This is a genomic window from Duganella sp. CF458, from assembly GCF_900113115.1.
GTDB lineage: Bacteria > Pseudomonadota > Gammaproteobacteria > Burkholderiales > Burkholderiaceae_D > Rugamonas.
The window spans coordinates 122,636-148,639 of record NZ_FOOF01000007.1; the positions used below are offsets into that span (position 1 = coordinate 122,636).

Genomic DNA, 26,004 nt, shown 5'->3' on the forward strand with positions numbered 1-26,004 from the left:
TTCATGCTCGTATTATGTTGGAATCATAGCGTCTTAGCCCTTGATTATGTACTTTCTTGGGGGTACTGCGGAATGCTGTAGGTCATGTATAAATGGCCTATAATTGAATCATCTTTGCGCATTGCCACAATTTTCAGCGGGACATACTATGCTTTACCAATTGCACGAAATGCAACGCTCTCTCCTGCATCCATTGATGCAGTGGGCTGAAGCCTCGTCCAAGCTGTTCACCAATCCTGTTTCGCCATTCGCGCACACCCCGTTCTCGCAGCGTATCGCCGCCGGCTACGAACTGATGTACCGCTTGGGCAAGGAATACGAGAAGCCGGAGTTCGGCATCACACAGGCTGTGGTCAATGGCAAGCAAGTCCACATCGACGAACGCGTGGTAGAGAACAAGCCCTTCTGCAAACTGCTCCACTTCCGCAAGGATTTGAGCGAGAAGGAGTTCAAGGCGCTCAAGCAGCCGACCGTGCTGCTGGTGGCGCCGCTGTCCGGCCACCATGCGACGCTGCTGCGCGATACCGTGCAGGCGCTGCTGTCCGAACACGACGTCTATATCACCGACTGGATCGATGCGCGCCTGGTGCCGCTGTCGGAAGGTCCGTTCCACCTGAACGACTATGTGAAGTATGTGCAGGAATTCATCCGCCGGCTCGGCCCGGACCTGCACGTGATTTCCGTCTGCCAGCCTACCGTGCCGGTGATGGCGGCAATTTCGCTGATGGCCACCGCCAAGGATCCGAAACTGCCGAAGACCATGACGATGATGGGCGGCCCGATCGACCCGCGCAAATCCCCGACCCAGGTCAACAACCTGGCAGTGGAAAAGAAGTTCTCCTGGTTCGAAAACACCGTGATCTATGCGGTGCCGCCTAACTATCCGGGCTTCGGCCGCAAGGTGTATCCAGGCTTCCTGCAGCACGCCGGCTTTATCGCCATGAATCCTGGCCGCCATGCACAGTCGCATCGCGAGTTCTACATGCACCTCGTGCGCGGCGACGACGAGCCGGCAGAATCCCACCGCAAGTTCTACGACGAGTACAACGCCGTGCTGGACATGCCGGCCGAGTACTACCTCGACACCATCAAGACCGTGTTTCAGGACTTCAGCCTGCCGCAAGGCACTTGGGAAGTCGATGGCGTATTCGTGCGTCCGCAGGACATCAAGAACGTAGCGCTGATGACCGTAGAAGGCGAGCTCGATGATATTTCCGGCGCTGGCCAGACCCAGGCCGCGCATGACCTGTGTTCCGGCATTCCGGCCAATATGCAGGAAGACTTCGTGGTGCCGGGTGCCGGCCACTACGGCATCTTCTCCGGCCGCCGCTGGCGTGAAATGGTTTGCCCTCGCATCTCATCGTTCATCAAGAAACACGGCTAAGGAGCCTGCCCTCCAGCCGGCCGGGCCCGCGTGCCCGGCTTTTATTACGGCAAACATTATACTTTTTTATATAATATGAAGATTGATCCCGTTGCCTTGCAGGCCGCCGCTGGACGCGCATCCGGACTGTTGAAGTCCCTGTCCAACCAGGACCGCCTGCTGCTGCTTTGCCAATTGGTCGATGGCGAACATTCCGTGGGCGAACTGGAAGTGGCAACCGGCGTCGTCCAACCAACCCTTTCGCAGCAATTGACTGTGCTGCGCAACGCCGGACTGGTCGCCACGCGGCGCGAAGGCAAGCAGATTTTTTATAGCATAGCCAGCGCAGAAGCGATGTCGGTACTACAAGTGCTGTACAAACTTTACTGTCCAAAGGAGTAGGGAAATGAGTACTTACTATGCGCCGCTGATAGGCGGCATCATGATCGGACTGGGAGCGGCCATGCTTCTGCTGCTCAACGGACGTATTGCCGGCATCAGCGGCATCGTCGGTGGCTTGCTTGGCCAGGCCTTTACACACCAGCCGGGTTCCGGCAGCGACGCCATGTGGCGCATCGCCTTCCTGGCAGGGCTGGTAGCGGCGCCCCTGCTCTATGGCGCCTTCACGGTGCTGCCGGCGGCACAAGTCGACGCCGGTGCCGGCACCCTGGTGGTTGCCGGCCTGATGGTCGGACTAGGCACGCGTTACGCCTCCGGCTGCACCAGCGGCCACGGCATTTGCGGGCTGTCCCGCTTCTCGCCGCGTTCATTGGCCGCCACCCTGACCTTCATGGCAGCCGGTTTCGCAACCGTCGCCGTGGTGCGAGGCCTGCTATGAGCACGCTCGCTTCCTTGCTGGCCGGCCTGGTTTTTGGCCTGGGCCTGGTGGTCTCAGGCATGACGAATCCCGCCAAGGTGCTGGGTTTCCTCGATATCTTCGGCAAGTGGGATCCCGCAATGGCATTCGTCATGGCAGGGGCGCTGCTGGTCGGCACCGTCTCATTTCATGTCGCAGGCAAGCGCACCCGCGCCATCCTCGGAGCTCCGATCAGCCTGCCGACAGCACGCGACATCGATCGCCGCCTCGTGCTGGGAAGCCTGGCCTTCGGGATTGGCTGGGGCCTGGCCGGCTACTGCCCTGGCCCGGTCATCACCTCGCTGGCGACGGGCGGCGGCAAGCCGTGGATTTTCTTCATCGCCATGCTGGGCGGGATGGCAATCTTCGAACTCTTCGAACGGCGCAAAGCCTAATTGACGGTGGGGCGGTCCGTGTCGAGGCGGCGCAAGTAGTCACGTTCGAACTTGGGCAAGTCGACGTCGCGGGCCGCTTCGTTGAATGCACGTTGTTGCGCCTGACCTGCGGCGGTGCGCTGGAAGCAGATATGGACGCTGCGCTCGTGGAACAGGTTCTCCGAGAACGCGATGCGTTCGCGCTCGGCACGGGTGAAGTGCGGGCCAGCGAGCAAATGGCGCAATACGCGCTTTTCAATCACCATCGCATCGAATCGTTTGCTGAGCAGCTTGCGCAGATTGGTCTCGTCGTTGACGCCCTCCTGCACGTGCAGCGCGCCGCGCCGCACCTGGCCATCGAACTCCTCGCCGTTCGAATATCCGGCCACGATGCCGATCCTGGCATCACGCAGTTCGCGCATGGTGGAGGCAATCACTGGCGCCTCCTTCAGGTACGCCAACACATTGATGGTGGAGCCGATCGGCGCGGAGAAGTGGCACTGGGTTTCGCGCTGCGGCGTACGCCAGACGGCCAGCAGGCCGGCATAGCGCGGATCGTTCATGCCCACTTCAAGGGTGCGCTTCCACGGGTAATAATCGATGCTGGCAGCGCTGCCCAGCCGGGCGAACACCGCCAACGAATAGGCGCCCGAAAGGCCGTTGTCCGGCAAGGAGGCAGACATGAACGGCGGCCATTCTTCCGATGCGAGCCGCACTGCGGAACCGGCGACAGCCAAGCCTTGCCAGCCAAGCAGCAAGCCAAGCCCCCAACCGATCACCTGCACAACACGCATGGTTACCCGCCTTGTGTAAAAAGGAGTAATGATCCCATGGAAGTTGATGCAAAGCAACTTCCGCAAAGGCAGCGCAGATATTGGATAATAGCGCTTTACCGTATCGCCTCTGACCGTGACTGAACCGAAGACCCTGGCCGACCGCATCGAGGACGTGCTGCCGCAAACCCAATGCACGAAGTGCAGCTACAAGGGCTGCCGGCCGTATGCGGAAGCGATTGCGTCCGGTGAAGCAAACATCAATCAATGCCCGCCCGGCGGCGCTGAAGGCATTCGCCGTTTATCCAGTGTTACCGGGCGTCCCGTCATTCCACTGAATCCCGTCAATGGCTTCGAGCGCCCACGCGCGGTAGCCTTCATCGACGAGTCGCTGTGCATCGGCTGCACGCTGTGCATCCAGGCCTGCCCGGTCGACGCGATCATGGGTGCGGCCAAGCAGATGCACACCATCATTCCGCAAGACTGCACCGGCTGCGACCTGTGCGTTCCGGCCTGCCCGGTCGACTGCATCGTCATGTACCCGCTCACCGAGACCACCGGATGGGATGCCTGGACGCAGCCGCAGGCCGACGAAGCGCGCGACCGCCACGACTTCCGCCTGGCGCGCCTGATCCGCGAGCGCGAAGAGAACGATGCACGCCTGGCTGCCAAGGCCCATGCGAAAGCCGCAGCGGTGGATCGCCTCAATCCGGAAAATGACCCCGAAGCGGCAGAGAAGGAACGCAAGCGCCAGATCATTGCCGCCGCCATGGCACGCGCCCGCCAACGCGGTGAAGGCAACCAAGACAAATGAATCCTGCAAAACGACTAGAGATCTTCACTCGCCTGCGCGAAGCCAATCCGAATCCCGAAACCGAGCTGGAATACACGACGCCCTTTGAGCTGCTGATCGCCGTGCTGCTGTCGGCGCAAGCGACCGATGTGGGCGTGAACAAGGCCACGCGCAAGCTGTACCCGGTGGCGAACACGCCGCAGGCGATCCTGGACCTGGGGCTCGACGAACTGACTGAATACATCCGCACCATTGGCCTGTACAAGACCAAGGCCAAGAACGTGATTGCGACCTGCCAGATCCTGGTGGAGCAATATGGCGGCGAAGTGCCGCAGACGCGCGAAGAATTGGAGCAATTGCCAGGCGTAGGCCGCAAGACCGCCAATGTGGTGTTGAATACCGCCTTCCGGCAAATCGCGATGGCGGTGGACACGCACATCTTCCGCGTCTCCAACCGCACCGGCATTGCGCCGGGCAAGAACGTGGATATCGTCGAGCAAAAGCTGATGAAGTTCGTGCCGAAGGAATTCCTGATGGACGCGCACCACTGGCTGATCCTGCACGGCCGCTACACCTGCATAGCGCGCAAGCCCAAGTGCTGGAACTGCACCATCGCCGACCTGTGCGAATTCAAAGGCAAGACCCCCGCCCCCGCCGACGCCTGAGCCCGTGTCCCACCTTGGGGCCACACCCGAATCGGGACACGGCCTCTTCCATTTAATGGTCGAGCTCGTGTCTCATTTCGGGTGTGACCCCATGGTGGGACACGAGTTCTACAGTAAGACCATATTGTCGCGGTGGATCAACTCGTGGCCCTCGACGTAGCCGAGAATCGCTTCAATCTCGGCGGAAGGCTTGCGCTTGATGCGGCGCGTCTCGGCGCTGGTGTAGTTGCTGATGCCGCGCGCGATGGCGTGACCGTCTTCGCCGACGCAGGTGATCACGGCGCCGCGGCCAAATTCGCCATGCACTTCGATCACGCCGATCGGCAGTAACGACTTACCTTCCTTCGCCAGCTTTTGCACCGCGCCGGCATCCAGCACGACCTGGCCTGCAGTGTGCAAGTGGTCCGCCATCCATTGCTTACGCGCCGTCAGGTGGCCGGTCTGCGCGGACAGTTCGGTACCAATACTTTCGCCGCCCGCCAGGCGGGTCAACACGTCGGCTTCGCGGCCGAAGGCGATCACGGTGTGCGCGCCGGACTTGGCGGCGCGCTTGGCCGCCAGGATCTTGGTCAGCATGCCGCCGCGCCCCAGCGAGGAACCGGCGCCGCCGGCCATGGCTTCCAGTGCCGGATCGCCGGCACGGCCGTGGGTGATCAGGTATGCCGCCGGATCCTTGCGTGGATCGGCGCTGAACAGGCCGCGCTGGTCGGTCAGGATGATCAGCGCATCGGCTTCAATCAGGTTGGCGACCAGGGCACCCAAGGTGTCGTTATCGCCAAACTTGATTTCGTCGGTGACGACGGTGTCGTTCTCGTTGATGATCGGGACCACGCCCAGGCGCAGCAAGGTGGTCAGTGTGGAGCGCGCATTCAGGTAGCGTTCGCGGTCGGCCAGGTCGGCGTGGGTCAGCAGCACCTGGGCGGTGCCGATGCTGTGCTCGCGGAAGCTGGTTTCGTAGATCTGGGCCAGGCCCATCTGGCCCACGGCGGCGCATGCTTGGAGTTCGTGGATGTCCGTCGGTCGCTTGTCGAAGCCCAGGCGCAGCATGCCTTCGGCTACGGCGCCGGAGCTGACCAGCACGACTTCCTTGCCCAGCGCACGCAAGGCGGAAATCTGTGAGGCCCAACGGGCGATAGCGGCATGATCGAGCCCACGGCCGTCATTGGTGACGAGCGAAGAGCCCACTTTGATAATAATGCGGGTGGAGTTCTGGATAAGCGAATTCATAGGACGGCAAAAGTCTGATCAAACAAAAGGTGGTGAAACTTCTGGTGATGCACCGGGCGGGGTGATGCCGGCTTGCCGCAGACAATGCGCGCCCCCACGGTTGGCAGGGGGCGGCAAAGATAAGAGGTTGTCTCGATTTTAATCGAGAACTTTGAAACGTGGGTCGTCCGGGTCGATGGAGGAGATGCCGCGGGCTTCTTCGGTCATCTGCACTTCTTCCGAGCGCTGCTCGGAGTAGCGCTGCTGCTCCAGGTGCAAGTAGATGGCATTGACCAGTTCCTGCGTGCCTTCGTGGGACAGTGCGGAGATTTCGAACACGGGGCCCTTGAAGCCGAACTTCTTGACGAAGTCCTTGACCTTCTTGGCGCGTTCTTCTTCGGGGACCACGTCCAGCTTGTTCAGCACCAGCCAGCGCGGCTTGTCGCCCAGCGCAGGATCGTACTTTTGCAGTTCCTTGACCAGGGCCTTGGCTTCCTTCACCGGATCGACAGTCGCCTCGAACGGTGCCAGGTCGACGATGTGCAGCAGCAGGCCGGTGCGCGACAGGTGGCGCAGGAACTGGTGGCCCAGGCCCGCGCCTTCGGAGGCACCCTCGATCAGGCCAGGAATGTCCGCGATCACGAACGACTTCTCGTGCGACACGCGCACCACACCCAGGTTCGGGTGCAAGGTGGTGAACGGGTAATCGGCGATCTTCGGACGGGCATTCGACACTGCGGTAATGAAGGTCGACTTGCCGGCATTCGGCATGCCCAGCAGGCCCACGTCCGCCAGCACTTTCAGCTCCAGGCGCAGCTCGCGGCGTTCGCCGTCTTTGCCGTCGGTCTTCTGGCGCGGTGCGCGGTTGGTCGAGGTCTTGAAGTGGATGTTGCCCCAGCCGCCCTCGCCGCCCTTGGCCAGCAGTTCCATCTGGCCGTGTTCGGTCATGTCGGCGATGATTTCGCCCGACACTTCATCGATCACCAGGGTGCCGACCGGCATGCGCAGGAAGATATCGTCTGCGCCTTTGCCGTAGCAGTCGGAGCCGCGGCCGGATTCGCCGTTGCCGGCGCGGTGCATCTTGGAATAGCGATAGTCCACCAGCGTATTGACGTTACGGTCGGCTACCGCCCAGATGCTGCCGCCTTTACCACCGTCGCCGCCATCAGGGCCGCCGAACGGACGGAATTTTTCACGGCAAAAAGAGGCGCAGCCATTGCCGCCACTGCCGGCGATAACTTCGATGCGTGCTTCGTCAATAAACTTCATGTGAACCACCTTTAAAACTAAAAAGGCCCTACCACTGGCAGAGCCTTTTGGAGAGAAGGCTTGCGCCTTACTTTACCTGTTAGCGCGCTGTATTAAGCAGCAGCGATGACGGTAACGTACTTCTTGCTGTCCGGACCCTTGGTCACGAACTTCACAACGCCGTCCACCAGTGCGAACAGGGTGTGGTCCTTACCGGTGCCTACGCCTTCGCCAGCGGACACTGGGGTGCCGCGTTGACGGATGATGATGCCACCAGCATTGATGGTCTGGCCGCCGTACACTTTAACGCCAAGGCGTTTTGATTCAGAGTCGCGACCGTTGCGGGTAGTACCGCCGCCTTTTTTGTGTGCCATTTAGTTACTCCTTGATAGCTCGGTGAGTCTTGATAACAGCGATTAGCCGTTGATCGAAACGATTTGGATTTCGGTGAAGTTTTGGCGATGGCCTTGACGCTTCTGGTAGTGCTTACGACGACGCATCTTGAAGATACGTACTTTGTCGTGACGACCTTGAGCGACTACTTTCACCAGAACCGATGCACCTGCAACCAGAGGAGCACCAAACTTGATGCTGTCGCCCGCGCCTACGGCGAGAACCTGGTCGATAGTGATTTCGGAACCAATGTCAGCCGGCAACTGTTCTACTTTAATTTTTTCGCCAGCAGCAACTTTGTATTGTTTGCCGCCGGTTTTTATGACCGCGTACATGATTGGAAACCTCTTAAATTGTTAATAAGTCCCACTTGCTCGACGCCCAAAAACAACAGGCAAAAGCCGGGGAACCGCTGATTATACATAGTTCCTGGAAATCGGTCAAAAGGTATTGTCGACGGGCGGCCGTCGTGGTATGTCGGCAACGAGTAACGTATAATCGCGGCACTCTTACCAACCTTACCAGTAGGTTTGCCTTGTCGAACAACGCCCAGAACAACATCATGAGCACCATTGCCGCCGATATGGACGCGGTCAATTCGGTGATCCGCCAGCGCCTGCACTCGGAAGTGGCGCTGGTCAACCAGATTGCTGAATATATCATCAGCGCGGGCGGCAAGCGTATCCGACCAGTCCTGGTCCTGCTGGTAGCGAATGCCTATAGCTATAAGGGCGTGGGCCACCATGAACTGGCCGCCGTGGTGGAGTTCATTCACACCGCCACCCTGCTGCACGACGACGTTGTTGACGAATCGTCAATGCGCCGCGGCCGCCAGACCGCCAATGCGCTGTTCGGCAATGCCGCCTCGGTGCTGGTGGGCGACTTCCTCTACTCCCGCGCCTTCCAGATGATGGTGTCGCTGGATTCGATGCGCGTGATGCAGATCCTGTCCGATGCAACCAATGTGATCGCCGAGGGCGAGGTGCTGCAGTTGCTGAATATGCACGACCCGGACGTGTCCGAGGAAAGCTACCTGCAGGTGATCCGTTCCAAGACCGCCAAGCTGTTCGAAGCGGCGGCGGAACTGGGCGCGCTGGTGGCCGGTGCGTCGGACGCCGACATCGCGGCCGCCGGCGAATACGGCCGCTCGCTGGGTACCGCCTTCCAGTTGATCGACGACGTGCTGGATTACGCCGGCGATGCGACTGAAATCGGCAAGAACGTGGGCGACGACCTGCGCGAGGGCAAACCTACCCTGCCGCTGATCTGGCTGATGGAAAACGGCACCGAAGAACAGCGCGCCCTGGTCCGCTCCTGCATCGAGAACGGCGACGAACAGCACTTCGACACCATCCTGGCCGCCATCACCAATAGCGGCGCACTCGATTACACCCGCCGCGCCGCCGAAGTAGCCGCGCAGCGCGCCATCGACGCGATTGCAGGCGTGCCGGACGGAGTCTATAAACAGTCCCTGCTGCACCTGGCCCGCTTCTCGGTGGACCGCAGCCACTAAAGAACAAGGCGCCGAAAACGGCGCCTTTTTTCTTACTGCGCCTTGATCGCAGCAATACGCCGTTTGGCGAAATAGGCCTTCCACGCATGCGGCGCGACGGAGGGGTAGCGCAGCTTGCCCAGCGCCAGCCACGCATCGCGGTAGGCCAGCCAACCACGCTGCTTGTCAGGCGAGATTTTCATCTGGCTCATTTCACGCTCGGCAGCGGCGGCATCTTCCGTTGTGAAGGACGGCAGCTTTCCGGCCTCGAAATCCAGCAGGGAGCTGAGGATCTCCTCAATTTGCGCCGGTTCTGCCGCCTGGCGCCGCACCTGCTGCAGCGCGGATTTCTCGCCATCGCTCCAGCGCGTCGATATGGTGTCGATGCGTGCGTTGCGTTCCTGGTCGATCAAGTCCAGCCGGATCGCAGCACAGCGCGACTGCAGGTGGCTATTCGCCGCGTCATCGCACATATCGATCTTCGGTGACGGACCTTCCTTACCGGTTTGCATACGTGCCAGCCTGGCCAGGCGCTCTTCAATCTCGGTCGGTTCGGAACGGCATGCGGCCATCTTCGCCACCGCATAGTTACGCGGAACACCCAGGCCGTTCGCGTACAGCATCATCAGGACATCCTGGCTATCCGCCGCAAAGGCGCAATGCCGCGCTTTCACATAATCGAAATGTACGCCGATGCCGTAGTACAGCTTGTCCGCGCTGCAGTCCTTCAGGGCCGCAGCCTGGTCCGCCGTCGGGCGATGCGGGAATGGGAAGGTGGCCAGCTTGTGGATCTCGCATTCCGAGCTATCGGCATGCGCACTGGCCGCCAGCGCAAGCAAAGTGGTAGCGAAGGCTTTGCGCACTTAAAGGATCTCTTTGACCGTTTCGGGTGGGCGGCACAGGCGCACGCCCTTGTCGGTCACCACGAAGGGGCGGTTGATCAATTCCGGATGCGCCATCATGGCGTCGACCAGCTTAACTTCCGGCAGCGATTCGTCGCCCAGGCCAAGCTGGTCATACAGCTCTCCCTTGTTGCGCATGGCGCCGCGCGCCGTCAGGCCGGCACGCGCGATCAGGTCGACCAGCACTTCGCGCGACGGAGGCGCTTTCAGGTATTCGACGATTTCCGGCTCAATGCCCGCCTCGCGGATCAGCGCCAGCGCGCCACGCGAATTGCTGCACGAGTTGTTGTGATAAATGGTGATTCCCATGGTGCAAATGAAGTTAATCCAAAGCCGCACTATAGCATTTGCAAAGGTGTTGATAAATCCACAAAATTATGTGTAGAATTAATTACACCAGTCGGGGTGTAGCTTAGCCCGGTAGAGCGCTACGTTCGGGACGTAGAGGCCGGAGGTTCGAATCCTCTCACCCCGACCAGATTCACTGCATTGGTTTCCGGCTCGCCCGATAGCCGGCGCCAGGATTGATGACGACTTCCCCGCTGACGATGTCCGGCATCAGGATAACGGCTGCGTTTTGCGCCCGCTCCACCGAGGCGGCGAGTGCAGTGCCGTCGATATGGGCTTGCGGTGGCGTCTCGGCTTCCCACCCATGCACATGGAGCGCCACGCCGCTCCACCAGGGCTGCCAGCTCCCTTCGCGCGTCTCGAACAACAGCTTCAGGCCAGATGGCGATTCCTCACATCGAACGCGCTGGCGCAGGAACCTGCCTCGCTGATGGGCCATGGTGACGCCATCATCTGCATAAATGTCACCGTGACAGTCGGTGCCGGGATAGACGTGAAGCTCCAGCCGCCCTTCAGGGACGATGGCAGTGCTTTGGACCAGGGGCTGTTTCGGGATGATCGCGCCAGGGCGCACGTAGACCGGGATGTTGGCGAGGTCCGGCGTGACGGTTACGCTTTTGCTATCCAGCCGCTGCCCGCTCCAGTAGTCGTACCAGCCTTTGCCTGGCAGGTCCACTTTGTAGTCTCCCGGCGACTCCAGCGTTGGCGATGGCGCCACCAACAGGTCGCCGCCCACCATGAACTGGTCCTCCGATCCGCCAAGCCGGTCGCCATTCGCCAGCACGGCGGGGAAATTAAGGAAGACAGGCCGCAGCATGGGAATGCCGGTGCGGCTGTTCTCTTCCGCAGCGCCATACAGGTAAGGCATCAGCCGGTAGCGCTCCGAGATGAAGCGTCGGCGGATGTCGACGTGCGCAGCATCCCCCACCCATGGTTCCTGGTCTGGCCGGCCAGTTTCCGAATGGGCGCGGAACAGCGGCATGAAGGCGCCAAGCTGGAACCAGCGCGTCAAAAGCTCCGCGGACGGTCGTTCGCCAGCGTAGCCGCCTACGTCATTGCCGGCGTAGGAGAAGCCGCTCAAGCCAAGGTTGACCAGCTGCTGCACGCCCATTTTGAGATGCTGCCAGCTCGATACGTTATCGCCGCTCCACGTCGCGGCGTAGCGCTGGCCGCCGGCATAGGTGGCACGGGTCAGCACAAATGGGCGCGTATCGGGCTGCAGCCGGGCCAGTCCTTCGTAGGTGGCGCGTGAATTGAGCTGGCCATAAACGTTGTGCAGTTCGGCATGGGAGGTGCGTCGCGGCGCGAAGTCGTCGCTTTCGATCCGGTGCTCGACGTCGAGCGGCATGGTCTTGCTTGGCACGTTGAAGATGGAAGGCTCATTCATATCGTTCCAGAAGCCTGCCACACCGTCGCGCACGAATCCGGAATACAGGTCGCCCCACCAGCGGCGGGCCTGGACGCGGCTGAAGTCGGGGAACACCGCGGCGCCGGGCCATACATCGCCCGAGTAATACTGGCCGCCCGGCAGTTTCAGAAACAGGTCTTGCGCCGCGCCGCTGTCGTAAGCTGCGTAACCCTGCCCGGGCGCGTTGGCGATATGCGGATCCGTTATCAAGACCAGGCGCATGCCCTGCCCGCGCAGGTCTGTCGCAAGCTGTCGCAGGTCCGGAAAGGCAGCGCGGTTGACGGTGAACGGGCGCGAGCGGTCCTGGTAATCGATATCCATGTAGATGACATCGGACGGAATCCGTTCACTGCGCAGGCGCTGCGCGATCGCGCGCACTTCGGAGTCGCTCTTGTAACTCCACTTGGATTGCTGGAATCCCAGCGCCCATTGCGGCATCAAGGGCGCGGTACCTGTCAGGTGCGCATATTGCTGCAACACTTCCTTCGGTGCAGGACCCGCCATCACGTAGTAGTCCACGGGGCCGCCTTCGCCGCTGATCGACAGCACACCGCGTTCAGCCTTGCCGAAATCGAAGGTGGTACGCCAGGTGTTGTCGAGGAAAAGGCCGTAGGCTTGGCCACGGTCGCTCACCGTCATGAAAAACGGAATGGTCTTGTAGAGCGGATCGGTCGCCTGGGTGAACTTGTAGGTGTCCGAATTCCACATGGTGTAGGCACCGCCCTTGCGGTCGAAGGTGCCGGTTTTGTCGCCCAGGCCGAAAATATGGTCGTCGCTGCTCAAGCGACCGCGCATGCGGAATCCGCCTTGCGGCGACAACGCGGCGCGGCCAGCAAGATCCGCCAGCAACAGCTTTCCGCCACCATCGAGCACGTCCGTCCGCAAAGTGCGCAGGTCGATGCGTGCGCCGATATTCTCGCTACTCACTTGCACCGCCTCGCCGTTGCGCGTGACCTTCAGCGGCAGCCGGGCGCGGCGCGCTGCGGCCGGCACTGCCCATGAAGCATCTTCCGGCAATTTCCCCCGTCCCATGCGGATGCGCACGATGCCGCTTGCCGGCGCGGATACTTCGAGCACCACGCCGCCGCGCGACAGCACTATGCGGTCCACGGTTTCCGCGTGCAGCGCTCCCGCCGCACACAGTGCCAAAACCGCTACAACACTACTGGGCTGCATACATGGTCGAATACTTCGCGCCAAAGTAAAGGATGAAGGCATAGCAAGCGGCTGGCAGCATGAACGATGCCTGCACGCCAATGGCGTCTGCCAGTGCGCCTTGTGCGAAAGGCACCAGCGCGCCGCCGACAATAGCCATGCACAGGATGCCCGAGCCCTGGCCGGTGTACTTGCCCAGCCCGTGCAGCGCCATGCTGAAGATGGTCGGGAACATGATCGAGTTGCACAGGCCAACCGCGAGGATCGCCCACATGGCCACGCTACCCTTGCCGAAGGTCGCCGCGAGCACCAGCCCGATCGCCACCAGCGAGTTGACGGCCAGCGTCTTGCCGGGACTGGCCACGCGCATCACCGCGAACCCGATGAAGCGGCCTATCATGGCGCCGCCCCAGTAGATGCTGACGTAATGCGCCGCGTCGGCGTGCGCCAGGCCGGCGATATGCGACTCGCCGAGGAAGTTGATCAGGAAGCTGCCGATACTCACTTCGGCGCCAACGTACAGGAAGATGCCGATCGCGCCCAGCACCAGGTGGCGATGAGCCCAGGCCGAACCATGGCCCTCGCCGGCCAGCGACACATCTTCGCTGTCCGCAACCTGCGGCAGTTTGGCCACAAAGAACAGCACCGCCAGCAGTACCAGCGCAGCGGCCAGCGCCAGGTAAGGGCCGCGCACGGTGGCCGCATCGGCGACAGCCCCCACTGCCGCACCGGCGGTCGACAGGATCAGCAAGCCGCCAATGGCGGGGCCGATGGTGGTGCCGAGGGAGTTGAAGGCCTGCGTCAGGTTCAATCGGCTGGATGCCGTGCGCGGTGGGCCGAGCACCGTGACATACGGATTGGCAGCGACCTGCAGGACTGTGATGCCTGATGCCAGCACGAAGAACGCCAGCAGGAACAAGCCATAGCCGCCGAACGAGGCCGGGTAGAAAAGTACGCAGCCTCCGGCCGCGATCAGCAAGCCGGCTACCGCGCCCTTCTGGTAGCCGATGCGGCGAATCAGGGCGCCCGCCGGAATCGATACAATGAAGTAGGCGCCAAAGAAGCAGAGCTGTACCAGCATCGCCTGGAAGTAGGACAGGGTGTAGATCGCCTTCAGGTGCGGGATCAGCACGTCGTTCAACGAGGTAATCAAACCCCACATGAAAAACAGCAGCGTGACGATGACCAGCGCGCTGGTGTTCGTTCCGTTCCGGGCGCCGCCTGCCGCTTGTGGCGGCGCAGCAGGCGTGGTGTTGGGTGCCATGGATGCCATGATTGTCTCCTCAATTTTTATAGTTACATGCCGGCAGGTGGATGCGGCAGGTCGCGGCCATGCGTGCCCCATCCGGCGGTGTCAGGCTGCGGTGCAAGCTTGAACGACAGGGTACCAGCACTTTGCAGTTGTTCCCAATCCAGCCATACGCGCGACAACGGGCGACCGCTCCACTGTACCGACTGCACGAAGCGGCGTTCGCCCGGCTTGGCCTCCGGTGCTTCGATGCGCAAGGTGCGGCCCTGCGGCAGGTCGATTTCGGCCCGTGCAAAGCGCGGCGCGTGCAGCAGGAAGCGCCCGCTGCCCGGTGTGTCCGGATACAGGCCCAGTGCGCTGAACAGGTACCAGGCCGACATGGTGCCCAGGTCGTCATTGCCGGTGACCCCGCCTGGTCCGTTGCCGAACAGGGTTTCCGCTGCGCGCAGCACAGTGGTGGTTTTCCACGGTTGCCCCATCAGGGTATACATCCACGGCGCGTGCAGGTCCGGCTCGTTGTTCGGGTTGTAGCGGAACTGGCTGTAGTAGCTGTAGGCACCCACCACCCAGGACCTGCGTACGGCCGACGGATCGGCCAGCACGACGTCGTAATCGAAGAACTGGTCAAGGCGCTGCAAGGCTTTAGCCTGGCCGCCCATGGCCGCTGCCAGGCCTGGAACATCCTGCGGCACCAGCCATTGGTACTGCCAGGCCGTGCCCTCATGGAAGCCTCGCTCGGCACGGGGGTCGTAACTGCCATTCAGGTCGGTGAACCAGCTGCCGTCCAACACGCGCGGACGCGGGAAGCCGCGTTGCCCGGTCGGGGCGTCGATCACCGACGGGTCCCACACCTTGCGCCAGTTAAGGGCGCGCTGCTCGAGCAAATGGCCATCTTTCGCCTGGCCGAGCGCCTTGGCCATGATCGCCAGCGAACTGTCGGCCAAGGCATATTCCAGCGTGGCCGAAGCGCCGTGGTGGGGGTCGATGTCCATGCCTTTGGAGACGAAGCCGCGGTCATATTGGACGAAGCCCTGGCTCAGGTAGTTTGGATTGCCGGCCCGGCCTTGGGCGCGGATGCGCGATGGCGGCACGCCGAAAGCATTTTCGCGCAGCGCGACGTAGGCTTCGCGCTCACGGCCTTTCAGTGCGCCGAAGCGCCACAGGTCGACCAGGAACGGCGTGACCGGGTCGCCGGTCATCACATTGCTGTCGAAATTGGCGTAGCCCCAACGCGGCAGCCAACCACCCTGCTCGCGGATCTTCAACACCGAGTTGGCGATGTCGCGCGAGCGCTGCGGACGCAGCAAGGCAAGCAGCTGGTTCTGCGCGCGGTAAGTGTCCCACAACGAGAAGAACTCGTAGTAGGTCCAGTCGTTAGCGGCGTGCAGCTCCCCGTCATAGCCTCGATAGCGGCCATCGGCGTCGTTTCCTGTCAGCGGCTGCAGCAGTGCGTGATACAGGGCGGTGTAGAACACGGTGCGGTCGTCGTTGCTGCCGCCTTCAATGCGTACGCTGCCCAGCTCCTTCTGCCATGCAGCCTGCGCCTTTTCCCGCATTGCGTCAAAGGTAAGCGGCTTGGCGCCCGCCATGCCTTCGGCTTCCAGGTTGATGCGCGCGCCTTCCGCATCGACGTGGGAAATCGCGCTGACCGCCGTCACCGCCTGGCCGTTCTTGAGGTCGAAGGTCAGCCAGACGCCGTGTGGGCGGCTGTCACCTTGCTGGCTCGGCCCCTTCAAGCCCGGCCACCCGCCGCGGTCGTCCCAGATGCCGTTGGCGACGAATGGCCGGTCGAACACCATGCGGAACCAGGTGGTGTATTGGGCACCGCCGCAGAAGCTTTTGGTGACGATCTTGCCTTCGACGCTGCGTTCGTCCAGCACGCGAACCTCGCTGCCAACCACGGAATGGCGTTCGTTGGCCTGGCCCAGGTTGAGCAGCACATGGCCGCTGGAGATGCCGGCGGCGAAGGTGTAGCGCTCGGCGGCGGCGCGGGTCAGCGCGGTGGCTTCGGCGGTAATCCCGCCATAACTGGTGAGCTGCACCTTGTAGTAGCCGGCTTGGCCAACCTCACCCTCGTGGCTGTAGTTGGCGGCGTAGCGCTTGTAGTTGAAGCTCTCCGCCTTCTTGGTATCGAAATCGCCGCCGGGGCCGATGCTGCCGGTGACCGGCAATACCGAAAGCTGACCGCCCTGCTCCCAGCATCCGGCGCCGGACAGGAAGGAATGACCGAAGCCGCGAATGCGCGCGTCGCTGTAGTGCCATCCGGCGTAATGCTCACCGGTCGGGCTGACCTGGATCATGCCGAAAGGAGCCGAGGCGCCGGGGAAAGTATTACCTTCGTCCTGGGTTCCGATGAAGGTATTGACCGGCATCTCGGCCGGTGCGGCGCCCAGCGGCAGCGCGAACGCAGCCAGCAGGACTGAGCAAAGTGTGAAGCGGATTGCTTTCATTACGAGACCTCTCCTTCGAGCAATGCGAATAACTGCTGCATGGCGGCGGGCGGCGGCGGTGTTGCTCCGGACTGGAGGCAGGCGGCGGAACCGGCAGCCAACGCAGCGTGCAGGTGGGACTGCAGCGCACGGCCCGGATGGCGCGCAAGGCTGTGCAACAGGCCGGCCACGCTGGCGTCGCCCGCGCCAACCGTATCGACCACAGCGACCGCAGGCGCGCGGGCATCGGCGCGCTGATCGCCATGGAACAGGCTTGCGCCCTGGCCACCGCGCGTGAGCAGGCAGTACGCCGAGGGCGCGGCTGCACGCAGCTGCTGCAGCGCCTCGTCCAGCGGCACGCCGGGGAACAGGCCGCGCAAATCGTCGTCGGAGACCTTGATCACGTCGGCCAGTTCCGCCATGCTGCGCAAGGTCGGGGCATACCGCTCGTCCATCAGGTTGCGGTAGTTAGGATCGTAGCTGATCGCCACGCCCTGCTCCTTCAGCTTTTCAGCCAGCGCCACCAGGTTCGAAGCCAGGGGCTCGCGCGCCAGGCTGATGCCGCCGAAATGCGCCCAGCGCAGGTCGCGCGACCAGTATTCCGGCAGCACCTCCTGATCAAAATGCAGGTCGGCGCTGTCGTCGCCGATAAAGAAATAGCGCGGCGGCTCGCCCTGCTCCACGATGGCCAGCAGCGGCGAGCGCTCAACGCGCTGCAACAGGCGCAAGTCCAGGCCCACAGCCTCGCTGGCCGCCCACAACGCATCGCCGAATCGATCGCGGCTGATGGCGCCGGCGAAGGCGGTACGTTCGCCCAGCACCGCCAGCGCACGCGCCACGTTCCACACCGAACCGCCGACGCGGCTGACCCAGCGCTCGTCGCCCTGGTGAATCATGTCGGTCAGCGCCTCTCCGGCGCACAGCATCAGTGGTGCGTCACGCATGATCGACCGCTCCCAACGCCGCCACGATGTCGTAGCAGGCACCCATGGTGTGGTAGTCCACTTTACCGGCCGGGCTCTTTTCGTCGCTCAGTTTGCGGTTGTCGCCGGACAGGATGCGGTACCAGGCACCATGCTCGTGGTCGACCAGGTGGGCCCAGCTATAGGACCAAAGGCGCTGGTACCAGTCCCAGTACTCGGCCTTGCCGGTGCGAGTGGCCAGCATGGCCGCAGCAGCCGTGCTCTCGGCCTGCACCCAGAAATACTTATGTGGATCGCAAACGGTCAGGTCCGGTGCCAGCGAGTAAGCCAGGCCACCGTGGACGACATCCCATCCGTTATTCACCGCAGCCTGGAACAGGCGCTCCGCGGTCGGCAACAGCCAGCCCGGGTCCTTGTTCAGCACCCCGCCGCGCGCTTCCAGTAGCAGCAGCAGCTTGGCCCATTCGGTGAAATGGCCTGGCTGGTAGCCCCATGGGCGGAACAGGTTTTCCGGATCGTCGATATTGAAGCGCCAGTCCGGCTGCCAGTTTGCGTCGTAATGCTCCCAGATCAAACCACCGCAACGTGCCGCCTGGCGCTGGGTGATGTTGAAAGCGACAGTGTAAGCGCGCTCCAGGAAGCGCTGCTCGCCGGTGGCCTGGTGCGCTGCCAGCAGTGCTTCGCAGGCGTGCATATTGGCGTTCTGGCCGCGGTAGCTCGAAAGCACGCTCCAGTCCGGAGAGGCTTCGTCGGCGTAAAGGCCGTCCTGCTCGTTCCAGAAGCGCTTTTCCATCAATTCGAACGTTTCGCCGATCCAGGCGCGCGCTTCTTCCAAACCCGCCATCGTGGCGTGCGCATACGCGAGCAGCACGAAGGCCTGGCCGTAGGCATGCTGGGTGCCGTCCTCCACTTCATGGCCGTTCAACATCCAGGCGTAGCCACTACCTTCCGGGTCGCGGTGTACGTCACGCAGGAAGCGCAGCGCATGGCGCGCGCCTTCCTGGTAGGCCGGGTCCTGGAAATGGCGGTAAGCCATGGAATAAGTGAACACGAAGCGCGTGCTGCTGACCAGATGCCGGTGCCGGGCGTCGTAGACAGTGCCGTCGTCCTTGAAGTAGTGATAAAGGCCGCCGGCCGGATCGATCGCGCGAGGGTGGTAAAAGCGCATGGTGTGGCGCGCGTGCTCGAGCAGGACGTTCGGGTCGCGGAAATTCGGGAGACTGGTCATGTTGGGCCTGGTGGAAATGCTAGTCGTCGCAACTGCTTTCGCGCACGATCAGTTCGACTGGCATGGTTATCTGGGAGGTGTTTTCTTCGGGTTTCTGGAGTAGCAGTTCGATGCCCGCCCGTCCAAGGTCTTCCTTGTCCACGTGGATGGTGCTGAGCGGGGGAATGGCGGCGGCGGCGCTGCTGATATCGTCGAAGCCGACAATCGCAATGTCATGCGGGACCTTCATGCCCTCGTTCAAGCAATGCTTCATGGCGATCAGCGCTGTGCTGTCGTTGTAGCAAAACAGGGCGTCGGGCCGTTTAGGAAGACTGAGCAGGCTGCGCATGGCTTCCACCACGGCGTCGTCGCCCTCGCCCATGGTGGGAACGATGACTTCCAGGTCCGGATCGGCAAATACCCTGGCATCGAACAGCGCCTGGCGGAAGCCGCGGTTGCGCTGCTGGATGCTGTAATGGGCCAGGGAGCCGGACATCATCGCGATGCGCTTGTGGCCGCAGCGCAGCAAGTGCTGGGTAGCCAGGTAGCCGCCACGCGCATTGTCAGGGTTAATCGAGGTGAAGCCGCGACGGTGCATGTCGACCAGCACGATAGGCTTGCCGGACTGCTGCAAGGCTGCCAGTACTTCCGGCTCGAAGAAGCCCGCGCACAGGATGGCATCGGGCTGGTGCACGCGAATCAGGCCCTGCACCGGCTCGGCTGGTCCGACCGCGATAAAGGACAAGGCAATGCCCTCGCGCCGGCAGGCCGCTTCGGCGCCATGCAGGACCGGGGAGTAGAACTGGCTTGATGCGAGCGTATTGTGCTGGCTGTGCAACAGGAAGGCGATACGGCGGATCCGCCCCTTCTTGAGCTGACCAAAGTCGTAGCCCATTTTCTCGGCGGCCTGGCGCACCTGGTTGCGGGTGACCTCGGTCATGCCGGCCTGGTTCTTCAATGCGCGCGAGACCGTGCCGATCGACAGCCCGGTGGCTTCTGCGATGTCGCGCAAGGTCACCAGGCTCACGGCTGCACCCTTTGACGGGAATTCAAGTGCATGAAGAGTCTCCATATTCAGTTTAATAAACGCTTCTTTTGAGCGCTTTCAGACGGCTTGGCCTATGCCTTTTTTGCGTCTGTACATGGGTAGGTTTTATATCAGCCGCCTTTTACAAGCGTCAACAAAAGCAGTAAAAATCGCAGTCTTTTAGCTTGTTTTAGTAAACACTGGCTTCGCCGGTTAGTGAGCGCAGGCGCAGCGATTTTCGCAGCGTCGCCAGGCTGGCTTTCGATGCAATTCGCAAGGTCACGGATTCTCCAGGCAGCAGGGTCATTGCGTTATCGGCAATCTCGGCGTCCACCCTGGCAAATTCGATCCAGACAGCGCGGGCGAGCTTCGCCGCACGCATCTCGAGTACGAAACCGTTGCCGTCGCGGCGCAGCACTGCATGCAGGCCGGGATCGGGCCAGTGCATGTCCTTCGCAGCCTTGAAGTAGACCACGCGGCGCGAGGCCGGCTCACCCTCCGCCCGCAAGTCGAAGACCGCAACCGTTGATGCCGGATCGGCACCGCCCAGCAAATCCCCGTCCGTGTAGCTGGCCAGCTTTGCCGCCGACAACGGGGTGAGTTCGACTGGCCTGCGCTCGTCGCGCAACACCCTGCCGTCAAGCGTCATCAGCCGCAAGCGGAGCTCGCCCCGCGCCTGATGCGTGCGGTCGTTGAGCAGGCTGATTTTTGTGTTGCCTTGCGCGTCTCGCAACGCGGCAACGGCAACCGGTGCGTAGAAGCGACGCGCATGGAACTGCAGTGCCTTCCAACGCCCAAACCAATCCACGCTCGACCACGAGGCGCCTGGCCAGACATCATTGAGCTGCCAATACAGCGAGCCCATCGTGTAAGGCCGGCTGGCACGGTGATGCAGCGCCGCCAGTTCGATACCCTCCGCTTGCGCCGCCTGGCCAAGATAGACAAAATGGGCGAAGTCCTTCGGCTCACCGAACTCGTAATTCACGTACTTCATCAAGCGTTCATTACCTTTTCCGGCCATGAATTTCTGGTGCGCCTCGATGACGGGGGCGGCGATGCCTTGCTCGACATGCTTGGCGAAGGCATCGATCGTGCGTTGCACCGGCCAAGCCTGAAGGCCATACTCCGACATGAATCGCGGCGTGATCTCCAGGTACTTTGAAGGCGGATGCGCCGGGTTGCCCCAAACCTCCCAGTAGTGCATGTCGCCGCTGGCAGGCGTGTTGGCCACTTCGGCCAAGTCGTCGCTGGGCGAGCCGGCCCAGTAGGCGATGCCGCCGCCCTCTTCCGCCACGACCTGGCGCAGGTCGGTGCCGAAAAGCTGTACATAGCCGTTCCAGACTTTGGTGGCGAAGGCCGGATCGGCCTGCATCATTTCCTTGCCGGGGCCCCAGTATTTCCAGGCGATTTCCTCCTCGTTATTGCCGCACCACAGGGCAATGCTTGGATGGTTGCGCAGGCGCCGCACGTTGTCGCGCGCTTCCGCAACCACGTTGGCACGAAAGGCATCGTCATAGGCCGGCGGCATGCCGCCGCCGAACATGAAGTCCTGCCATACCAAAAGACCCAGTTCGTCGGCGAGGTCAAAGAAATCCTCGCTCTCGTAATAGCCTCCGCCCCAACTGCGCAGGAAATTCATGTTGGCGTCGCGCGCCGACTGCAGCACGCGGCGCAATTGCGCCTTGCTTATGCGCGGCTGGAACATATCGAAAGGGATGCTGTTCGCGCCTTTGGCGAATACCGGAATGCCGTTCACTTCGAAATAGAAGCTCTTGCCCTTGTCGTCCGGCTCACGCCGCAAGGCGATGCTGCGCAAGCCGGTGCGTGCGCTGGCCGCGGCTACCGCCGCCTTGCCATCGCCGATCTCAGCCTCAAAGCGGTACAGTGGCTGTGCGCCATACCCGTTCGGGAACCAGCGTTGCGGACGCTCGATGCGCACAGGGAGCTCGATGCGATTGTCGCCCGCGCGCAATTCGACGCGGCGCAGCGCCGCCAGGGAGCGCTTTCCGCCAGGCGTGGTTTGCCACAGGCGCAAGTCGAACGCTCCGTCACGCACAGCTTGCGCCGACACGACGGCCACGATGTCGGCGCGCGCTTCGTCGACGCGATCCTGCCGCAATTGCAGGTTGTCGATGCGCACCGCATCCCAACTCTCCAGCACGACCGGTTTCCAGATGCCGGCGGTAACGTAGCGCGGCCCCCAGTCCCAGCCATAGTGGTAGCCGGGCTTGCGGGCGAAGTTGCCGGTCATCGCATCCGGCGGCTCATCGCCGTACGGCGAAGGATAATTCCCGGCCAGCTTGCGCGGCATGACCCGCACGGCCGGCAGCAGCCGTACGATCGGCGAACGCAATACGATGCGCAGTTCGTTGCCCTTCGCGCGCAGCTTGCCCTGTACCGGAATGCGCCAGGTGCGGAAGGCGTTATCGGCATCAAGCAGCTTTTCACCGTTCAGCCAGACCTCGGCAAAGGTATCGAGGCCTTCAAACACCAGGTCACTGCGCGCTGCCTGGCGCGGCGCATCGAAGCGAGTTCGGTATTCCCAGTCGGCGAGTCCTATCCATTGCAAGCCGGCTTCCGGCGCGCCTACGTAGGGATCTGGAATCAGCTTGTTCGCAAACAGGTCGGTGTGCACCGTGCCGGGCACCTTCGCGGCATGCCAGGGCAACGCTTCGGGATGCGCAGCCAATTGCGTGTTGCCTGGCATAAGGCGGAACGTCCAGCCGCTATCGATAACGGAACGCTGCGTTGTGCCTGCCCACGCGACTGCGGTAACCACCGTCAGGCACAGGCCCAATAGCAAGGCCATCATGGAACGCCAGTACAGGTGCGTACTCGTGGCGCCTTCGCCTTCCAATGCCGCGATTGTGCTCTTGCCGACTCGGTTGTGCAGGTTCATTGCGACACCCAAAACAGGAAAAAACCTCCCCAGCCGCGAGGCATGGGGAGGAAGGAGGGAAGCATCAGAACTTGTAGTTCAGGCCAAAGTAGGCAACGCGGCCGGCATATCCGTTGGAGTAGAAACGGTCCTTGGTGTCGTTGCCGAGGTGGGAGCGCGTTTCTTCCTTGGTCAGGTTCAGCACCGAGGCGGTCAGGCTCAGCTCCTTGGTGATGTTGTAGGCAACGTTCAGGTCGACCTGGTAGTACGGCTCTTCATACACGTTCAAGCCATTGACCAGTCCATCCACCACTTCGCCGCGACGGTTGTACGAAGCTCGCGCCAGGAACTTGTCGGTTTCGTAGAACACGGTCAGGTTCATCTGGTTCTTGGCGCTGCCGACCAGTGGCGACTCGCCGATCTTGGTGCCGTCCGCCATCGTGATGTCGGCCTGGTTGGTCTTGTTGTACGTATAGTTGAACTGCACGCCGAGCCCCATGTCCAGCGTATGCTGCGCGTACAGTTCCACGCCCTTGGACACGCCGTCGCGGCCACCGGCGCTGGTCGAGTAGCGCTGTACGACCACGTTCTGGCCGCCCACGTTCATGGTCACGTCGCGTACCACGGGCACGGCGAAGTTGCTGACGTTCTTGCGGAACAGGCCAAGGCCGAGCACCGAGCCGCGGTGGAAGTACCACTCCAAGCCCAGGTCGACCTGCTTGGCCTTGTATGGCTCGAGCTGCTTGTTGCTGCCGGCGCCGAACCAGCCTTGCTGGTCGCCGCCGCCGATCAGGCGTCGGTCGTTGACGTATTCCTGGCTGTAGTACTGCAGGCCGCCGGGAAATGCGATGTCGTTGTAGCTTGGACGCGAGATCACTTTGGATGCTGCCGCCCGCAGCAGCAGGTCTTTGGTCAGGTCATACGCGACGTTCAAGCTGGGCAGCACATCGTTATAGGTGCGATCAAGCGAACTGACCACAAACGACGAGTCGCGCGCAATGCTGTCCGGCAGGCGGGTAAAGCCGCTGGTGCACCCGGAGCCGGCAGGCGCGCCCACAGCCGGCAGGCCGCCCGCCAGGCAAGGTGCCGGGCTGCCATTGGCGCCGTTGAAGAAGTAATCGTTGTAGCTTTCCACTTGGTCGGTCGAATCGGCATGCTGCCTGGTGCGCACGAAACGCAGGCCGACGTTGCCCCGCAGGCGTTCGGTCTTCACGTTGGCCTGCAGGTAGGCCGAGGAGATTTTCTCGTCGACGTTGTAGACGAAATTGTCTTCGTTACGTGTCTGCATCTGGCCGTAGCTCTGGTTCAGGAAGGAGATATAGGCCGGGTAGTTAATCGCCGGGAACGCGCTGGTGTTGATGCCCCCTGCCAGGTTGCCCAGGGATTGGCTGTACAGGAACTGCGGCTGGAACTTGTTCGCAGTCGGATCGCAGCCAGCCTGGTAGCGATTATCGTAGTCCGTGGGGTCGGCGCCCTGGCAAACCCAATAGTTGTTGCCGGTGGCGCGGTGGGTGCCGCCCTTGCGGTACTTGGCGCCGAACTGTAGCGAATCCAGCCAGCTGCTGTCGGTGTGCCAGGTCATGTCGGCCTGGGCGTATTTCTGCTGCGTGCTGTTCCTGGTCCACGAAGAGGAGGTGGAACCGAGATCGATTTCGCCGATGCCCTTGGCCAGGTTGGCCATCAGCTCCGGCGAGAACGCCATGGTCGGCGTGCCGGCCGTGCTCCAGGAACTGGCGTAGTTGCCAAGGGTCCAGCTACCGTCCGCATTTTGCACGCGCGGCTTGATCGGCATCGTCATCTGCATCCGCGGCCCGCCACTGGCCCAGGTACGGCCGAACTTGAAGATACCGTCCAGCGACTTGCCGCGCCATTCCGCTTCAAAGTCGGCGGTCTGGGACAGCGACTTTTCCTGGTTGTAGCTGCCGGTGATCTGCGGCGTCGGGATGGTGCAATCGTCAGGACCCCAGCCGCCTGGCTGCTGGCCGGCCGCCGCAGCTTGCGCTTCGCTGCAGTAGTAAGCCTTGCCGGCGTGGGCGCTGTACTGCGCGCCGGTGACCAGGGTGCCGCTGCGGTCGAAGGTCAGGCCGTCGAGCATGCGGCCGCCCGGCCAGTTGCCGTCGCCGTTGTAACGTGCCAAATTCCACTCGGGGACCTTCAGGATGTTTGTCTGCGAGTCCTGCGACAGGTTGAAGCGGAAGTAGTTGGCTGTCAGGATCAGGTTGCGGACCGGCTTGAACTGCAGGGTCATCTGGCCGCCCTTGCGCTCGCGCTCCTCGTTCTTCACGCTCAGGTTGACCGACGTCGGCATCATGAAGTTGGTGTAGTACTTGCCGCCCTGGTCGTAGAAGCCGGACTGGCCCCACCAGTAGGAGCTGAGGTCGGAAGGCTTGCCATTGACGTCGGTGGCCGGGTGGGCGTCGTAATCGTCGCCATACCATTGCCAGTTTTCGGTACTGGCGCCCATGGTGCGGGTGGTGCGCTTCTGCTTGGTCAGGCCGACCAGGATGCCGAAGCGGTTGTCTTCATCATGCCAGGCGTACTGGCCGGAGAACTGGCCGTCGGTCTTCTTGGTGGTGTCGGCCCAGGTCCCTTCGGCGGAAACAAAGCCGGAGCCGGACTTCACCTCCAGTGGACGACGGGTATGCAGGATCACGGTGCCGCCAACGCCGCCCTCGTCGATGCGCGCTTCCGGAGTCTTGAACAGCTCCGCGCTGGACAGCATGTTCGACGGCAGCAGCGTGTAGTTGAACGACCGCGATGGATCGCCGTTGGATTCGGCGGTGGCGATGTAATTGCCGTTCAACTGGGTCAGGGTCAGCTCCGACGACAGGCCGCGCACGCTGACGTTCTTACCCTCGCCGCCGCTGCGGGTCACCACCACGCCCGGCACGCGCTGCAGCGCATCGGCCACGTTCTTGTCCGGGAATTTGCCGATGTCTTCGGCGGTGATCACTTCAACGATCGAGTTCGCATCGCGCTTCTGGTCGAGGCTCTTCTCGATCGCATATCGGTAACCGGTGACAACCACGGTATTCGGATCGGCCTTCTGGTCGGACGCGGTCTGCGCCTGGGCGCTTGCAAGGGAAAGCAGTGCCACGCTCACCGCCATGGCGATGGGTGTGGCGCGGCAGCCGCGCTGCCGTGAAGCGAGTTGGGTTCTGAACGTCATGCGTGTCTCCTGGTTATGCCCTATTGCGGGCTCTATATGGCGGTAGCAAGCCTCGAATCACCGATTTACTAAACGATGTTGATGTTGTCTGCATATCGACGGGATCGCGTCCACTCAGGAGAATTCTTACAAAGGAGACCATGGCA

At 62.2% G+C, this 26,004-nt stretch carries 22 protein-coding genes and 1 tRNA gene; 8 read left to right on the forward strand and 15 right to left on the reverse strand.

The features are described from left to right. The first annotated feature begins 148 nt into the window (after positions 1 to 148). The 4 genes from BM269_RS12480 to BM269_RS12495 all read left to right on the forward strand — a co-directional run bounded on the left by BM269_RS12480 (position 149) and on the right by BM269_RS12495 (position 2,614). Positions 149 to 1,384: a polyhydroxyalkanoate depolymerase gene (locus BM269_RS12480; protein ID WP_090437344.1), complete on the forward strand. Its 1,236-nt coding sequence runs from the start codon at positions 149 to 151 to the stop codon at positions 1,382 to 1,384. Positions 1,385 to 1,459: 75 nt separating this feature from the next. Beyond that, on the forward strand, positions 1,460 to 1,765 hold the full coding sequence (locus tag BM269_RS12485) for an ArsR/SmtB family transcription factor (protein ID WP_090437345.1): 306 nt from the start codon (positions 1,460 to 1,462) through the stop codon (positions 1,763 to 1,765). 4 nt (positions 1,766 to 1,769) lie between these two features. Further along, on the forward strand, positions 1,770 to 2,201 hold the full coding sequence (locus tag BM269_RS12490; RefSeq protein WP_090437346.1) for a YeeE/YedE family protein: 432 nt from the start codon (positions 1,770 to 1,772) through the stop codon (positions 2,199 to 2,201). After that, entirely contained in the window at positions 2,198 to 2,614 is a 417-nt protein-coding gene (locus BM269_RS12495; protein ID WP_090437347.1) for a DUF6691 family protein, read from the forward strand. The genes BM269_RS12490 and BM269_RS12495 overlap by 4 nt, the downstream gene beginning before the upstream one ends. Here BM269_RS12495 and BM269_RS12500 read toward each other — a convergent pair. Beyond that, on the reverse strand, positions 2,611 to 3,387 hold the full coding sequence (locus BM269_RS12500) for a substrate-binding periplasmic protein (RefSeq protein ID WP_229204623.1): 777 nt from the start codon (positions 3,385 to 3,387) through the stop codon (positions 2,611 to 2,613). The genes BM269_RS12495 and BM269_RS12500 overlap by 4 nt on opposite strands. A 115-nt stretch (positions 3,388 to 3,502) precedes the next feature. On the opposite strand from BM269_RS12500, the gene rsxB reads away from it, so the two are divergent. Both rsxB and nth read left to right on the forward strand, forming a co-directional pair. Beyond that, the gene (gene rsxB, locus BM269_RS12505; RefSeq protein ID WP_090437348.1) at positions 3,503 to 4,180 is read left to right on the forward strand and encodes an electron transport complex subunit RsxB; all 678 of its coding nucleotides are present in this window, start codon (positions 3,503 to 3,505) and stop codon (positions 4,178 to 4,180) included. Continuing rightward, the gene (gene nth, locus BM269_RS12510; RefSeq protein WP_090437349.1) at positions 4,177 to 4,824 is read left to right on the forward strand and encodes an endonuclease III; all 648 of its coding nucleotides are present in this window, start codon (positions 4,177 to 4,179) and stop codon (positions 4,822 to 4,824) included. Before rsxB ends, nth begins: the two co-directional genes overlap by 4 nt. Positions 4,825 to 4,932: 108 nt before the next feature. Here the strand turns inward: nth and proB are convergent, their stop codons facing one another. The 4 genes from proB to rplU all read right to left on the reverse strand — a co-directional run bounded on the left by proB (position 4,933) and on the right by rplU (position 8,006). Next, positions 4,933 to 6,051 carry a glutamate 5-kinase gene (gene proB, locus BM269_RS12515; RefSeq protein WP_090437350.1) on the reverse strand — a complete coding sequence of 373 codons (1,119 nt, stop codon included), beginning with the start codon at positions 6,049 to 6,051 and terminating at the stop codon, positions 4,933 to 4,935. Positions 6,052 to 6,189: 138 nt separating this feature from the next. Further along, on the reverse strand, positions 6,190 to 7,299 hold the full coding sequence (gene obgE, locus BM269_RS12520; protein ID WP_090437351.1) for a GTPase ObgE: 1,110 nt from the start codon (positions 7,297 to 7,299) through the stop codon (positions 6,190 to 6,192). A gap of 92 nt (positions 7,300 to 7,391) precedes the next feature. Next, positions 7,392 to 7,652, reverse strand: coding sequence for a 50S ribosomal protein L27 (gene rpmA / locus BM269_RS12525; protein WP_055933040.1), 261 nt, complete (start codon positions 7,650 to 7,652; stop codon positions 7,392 to 7,394). Positions 7,653 to 7,694: 42 nt separating this feature from the next. Then, the gene (rplU, locus tag BM269_RS12530; RefSeq protein WP_055933037.1) at positions 7,695 to 8,006 is read right to left on the reverse strand and encodes a 50S ribosomal protein L21; all 312 of its coding nucleotides are present in this window, start codon (positions 8,004 to 8,006) and stop codon (positions 7,695 to 7,697) included. Between the two features lie 227 nt (positions 8,007 to 8,233). Here rplU and ispB point away from each other — a divergent pair, with 227 nt between their 5' ends. Further along, positions 8,234 to 9,184: an octaprenyl diphosphate synthase gene (ispB, locus tag BM269_RS12535; protein ID WP_090437507.1), complete on the forward strand. Its 951-nt coding sequence runs from the start codon at positions 8,234 to 8,236 to the stop codon at positions 9,182 to 9,184. Between the two features lie 32 nt (positions 9,185 to 9,216). Here ispB and BM269_RS12540 read toward each other — a convergent pair whose 3' ends face one another. Beyond that, positions 9,217 to 10,026 (reverse strand): hypothetical protein, encoded by an 810-nt coding sequence (locus BM269_RS12540; protein ID WP_090437352.1) that lies wholly within the window; start codon positions 10,024 to 10,026, stop codon positions 9,217 to 9,219. Next, positions 10,027 to 10,374, reverse strand: a complete 348-nt coding sequence (arsC, locus tag BM269_RS12545) for an arsenate reductase (glutaredoxin) (RefSeq protein WP_090437353.1) — start codon at positions 10,372 to 10,374, stop codon at positions 10,027 to 10,029. Positions 10,375 to 10,466: 92 nt separating this feature from the next. Between arsC and BM269_RS12550 the strand changes: the two genes are divergently transcribed. Continuing rightward, positions 10,467 to 10,543 (forward strand) — tRNA-Pro (locus BM269_RS12550). 3 nt (positions 10,544 to 10,546) lie between these two features. Here the strand turns inward: BM269_RS12550 and BM269_RS12555 are convergent. The 8 genes from BM269_RS12555 to BM269_RS12590 all read right to left on the reverse strand — a co-directional run bounded on the left by BM269_RS12555 (position 10,547) and on the right by BM269_RS12590 (position 25,858). Beyond that, positions 10,547 to 12,931, reverse strand: a complete 2,385-nt coding sequence (locus BM269_RS12555) for a glycoside hydrolase family 31 protein (RefSeq protein WP_170860360.1) — start codon at positions 12,929 to 12,931, stop codon at positions 10,547 to 10,549. 52 nt (positions 12,932 to 12,983) lie between these two features. Beyond that, positions 12,984 to 14,240: a sugar MFS transporter gene (locus BM269_RS12560; RefSeq protein ID WP_229204637.1), complete on the reverse strand. Its 1,257-nt coding sequence runs from the start codon at positions 14,238 to 14,240 to the stop codon at positions 12,984 to 12,986. Positions 14,241 to 14,272: 32 nt separating this feature from the next. Continuing rightward, positions 14,273 to 16,675 (reverse strand): GH92 family glycosyl hydrolase, encoded by a 2,403-nt coding sequence (locus BM269_RS12565; RefSeq protein ID WP_090437356.1) that lies wholly within the window; start codon positions 16,673 to 16,675, stop codon positions 14,273 to 14,275. Beyond that, positions 16,675 to 17,598, reverse strand: coding sequence for a carbohydrate kinase family protein (locus BM269_RS12570; protein WP_090437357.1), 924 nt, complete (start codon positions 17,596 to 17,598; stop codon positions 16,675 to 16,677). Before BM269_RS12570 ends, BM269_RS12565 begins: the two co-directional genes overlap by 1 nt. Further along, positions 17,591 to 18,805, reverse strand: coding sequence for an AGE family epimerase/isomerase (locus tag BM269_RS12575; RefSeq protein WP_090437358.1), 1,215 nt, complete (start codon positions 18,803 to 18,805; stop codon positions 17,591 to 17,593). Before BM269_RS12575 ends, BM269_RS12570 begins: the two co-directional genes overlap by 8 nt. Before the next feature lie 19 nt (positions 18,806 to 18,824). Beyond that, positions 18,825 to 19,856 carry a LacI family DNA-binding transcriptional regulator gene (locus tag BM269_RS12580; RefSeq protein WP_090437359.1) on the reverse strand — a complete coding sequence of 344 codons (1,032 nt, stop codon included), beginning with the start codon at positions 19,854 to 19,856 and terminating at the stop codon, positions 18,825 to 18,827. Positions 19,857 to 20,001: 145 nt separating this feature from the next. Beyond that, entirely contained in the window at positions 20,002 to 22,710 is a 2,709-nt protein-coding gene (locus BM269_RS12585) for a beta-mannosidase (protein ID WP_229204624.1), read from the reverse strand. 64 nt (positions 22,711 to 22,774) lie between these two features. Beyond that, positions 22,775 to 25,858 carry a TonB-dependent receptor gene (locus BM269_RS12590; RefSeq protein ID WP_170860361.1) on the reverse strand — a complete coding sequence of 1,028 codons (3,084 nt, stop codon included), beginning with the start codon at positions 25,856 to 25,858 and terminating at the stop codon, positions 22,775 to 22,777. Positions 25,859 to 26,004 lie beyond the last annotated feature (146 nt).

What these genes read in the sequence shown, in the direction of transcription:
- BM269_RS12480 (WP_090437344.1), top strand. Translation starts at nt 149, where the DNA reads ATGCTTTACCAATTGCACGAAATGCAACGCTCTCTCCTGCATCCATTG.
- BM269_RS12485 (WP_090437345.1), top strand. Translation starts at nt 1,460, where the DNA reads ATGAAGATTGATCCCGTTGCCTTGCAGGCCGCCGCTGGACGCGCATCC.
- BM269_RS12490 (WP_090437346.1), top strand. Translation starts at nt 1,770, where the DNA reads ATGAGTACTTACTATGCGCCGCTGATAGGCGGCATCATGATCGGACTG.
- BM269_RS12495 (WP_090437347.1), top strand. Translation starts at nt 2,198, where the DNA reads ATGAGCACGCTCGCTTCCTTGCTGGCCGGCCTGGTTTTTGGCCTGGGC.
- BM269_RS12500 (WP_229204623.1), bottom strand. Translation starts at nt 3,387, where the DNA reads ATGCGTGTTGTGCAGGTGATCGGTTGGGGGCTTGGCTTGCTGCTTGGC.
- nth (WP_090437349.1), top strand. Translation starts at nt 4,177, where the DNA reads ATGAATCCTGCAAAACGACTAGAGATCTTCACTCGCCTGCGCGAAGCC.
- proB (WP_090437350.1), bottom strand. Translation starts at nt 6,051, where the DNA reads ATGAATTCGCTTATCCAGAACTCCACCCGCATTATTATCAAAGTGGGC.
- obgE (WP_090437351.1), bottom strand. Translation starts at nt 7,299, where the DNA reads ATGAAGTTTATTGACGAAGCACGCATCGAAGTTATCGCCGGCAGTGGC.
- rpmA (WP_055933040.1), bottom strand. Translation starts at nt 7,652, where the DNA reads ATGGCACACAAAAAAGGCGGCGGTACTACCCGCAACGGTCGCGACTCT.
- rplU (WP_055933037.1), bottom strand. Translation starts at nt 8,006, where the DNA reads ATGTACGCGGTCATAAAAACCGGCGGCAAACAATACAAAGTTGCTGCT.
- ispB (WP_090437507.1), top strand. Translation starts at nt 8,234, where the DNA reads ATGAGCACCATTGCCGCCGATATGGACGCGGTCAATTCGGTGATCCGC.
- arsC (WP_090437353.1), bottom strand. Translation starts at nt 10,374, where the DNA reads ATGGGAATCACCATTTATCACAACAACTCGTGCAGCAATTCGCGTGGC.
- BM269_RS12560 (WP_229204637.1), bottom strand. Translation starts at nt 14,240, where the DNA reads ATGGCACCCAACACCACGCCTGCTGCGCCGCCACAAGCGGCAGGCGGC.
- BM269_RS12565 (WP_090437356.1), bottom strand. Translation starts at nt 16,675, where the DNA reads ATGAAAGCAATCCGCTTCACACTTTGCTCAGTCCTGCTGGCTGCGTTC.
- BM269_RS12570 (WP_090437357.1), bottom strand. Translation starts at nt 17,598, where the DNA reads ATGCGTGACGCACCACTGATGCTGTGCGCCGGAGAGGCGCTGACCGAC.
- BM269_RS12575 (WP_090437358.1), bottom strand. Translation starts at nt 18,805, where the DNA reads ATGACCAGTCTCCCGAATTTCCGCGACCCGAACGTCCTGCTCGAGCAC.
- BM269_RS12580 (WP_090437359.1), bottom strand. Translation starts at nt 19,856, where the DNA reads ATGGAGACTCTTCATGCACTTGAATTCCCGTCAAAGGGTGCAGCCGTG.
- BM269_RS12585 (WP_229204624.1), bottom strand. Translation starts at nt 22,710, where the DNA reads ATGAACCTGCACAACCGAGTCGGCAAGAGCACAATCGCGGCATTGGAA.
- BM269_RS12590 (WP_170860361.1), bottom strand. Translation starts at nt 25,858, where the DNA reads ATGACGTTCAGAACCCAACTCGCTTCACGGCAGCGCGGCTGCCGCGCC.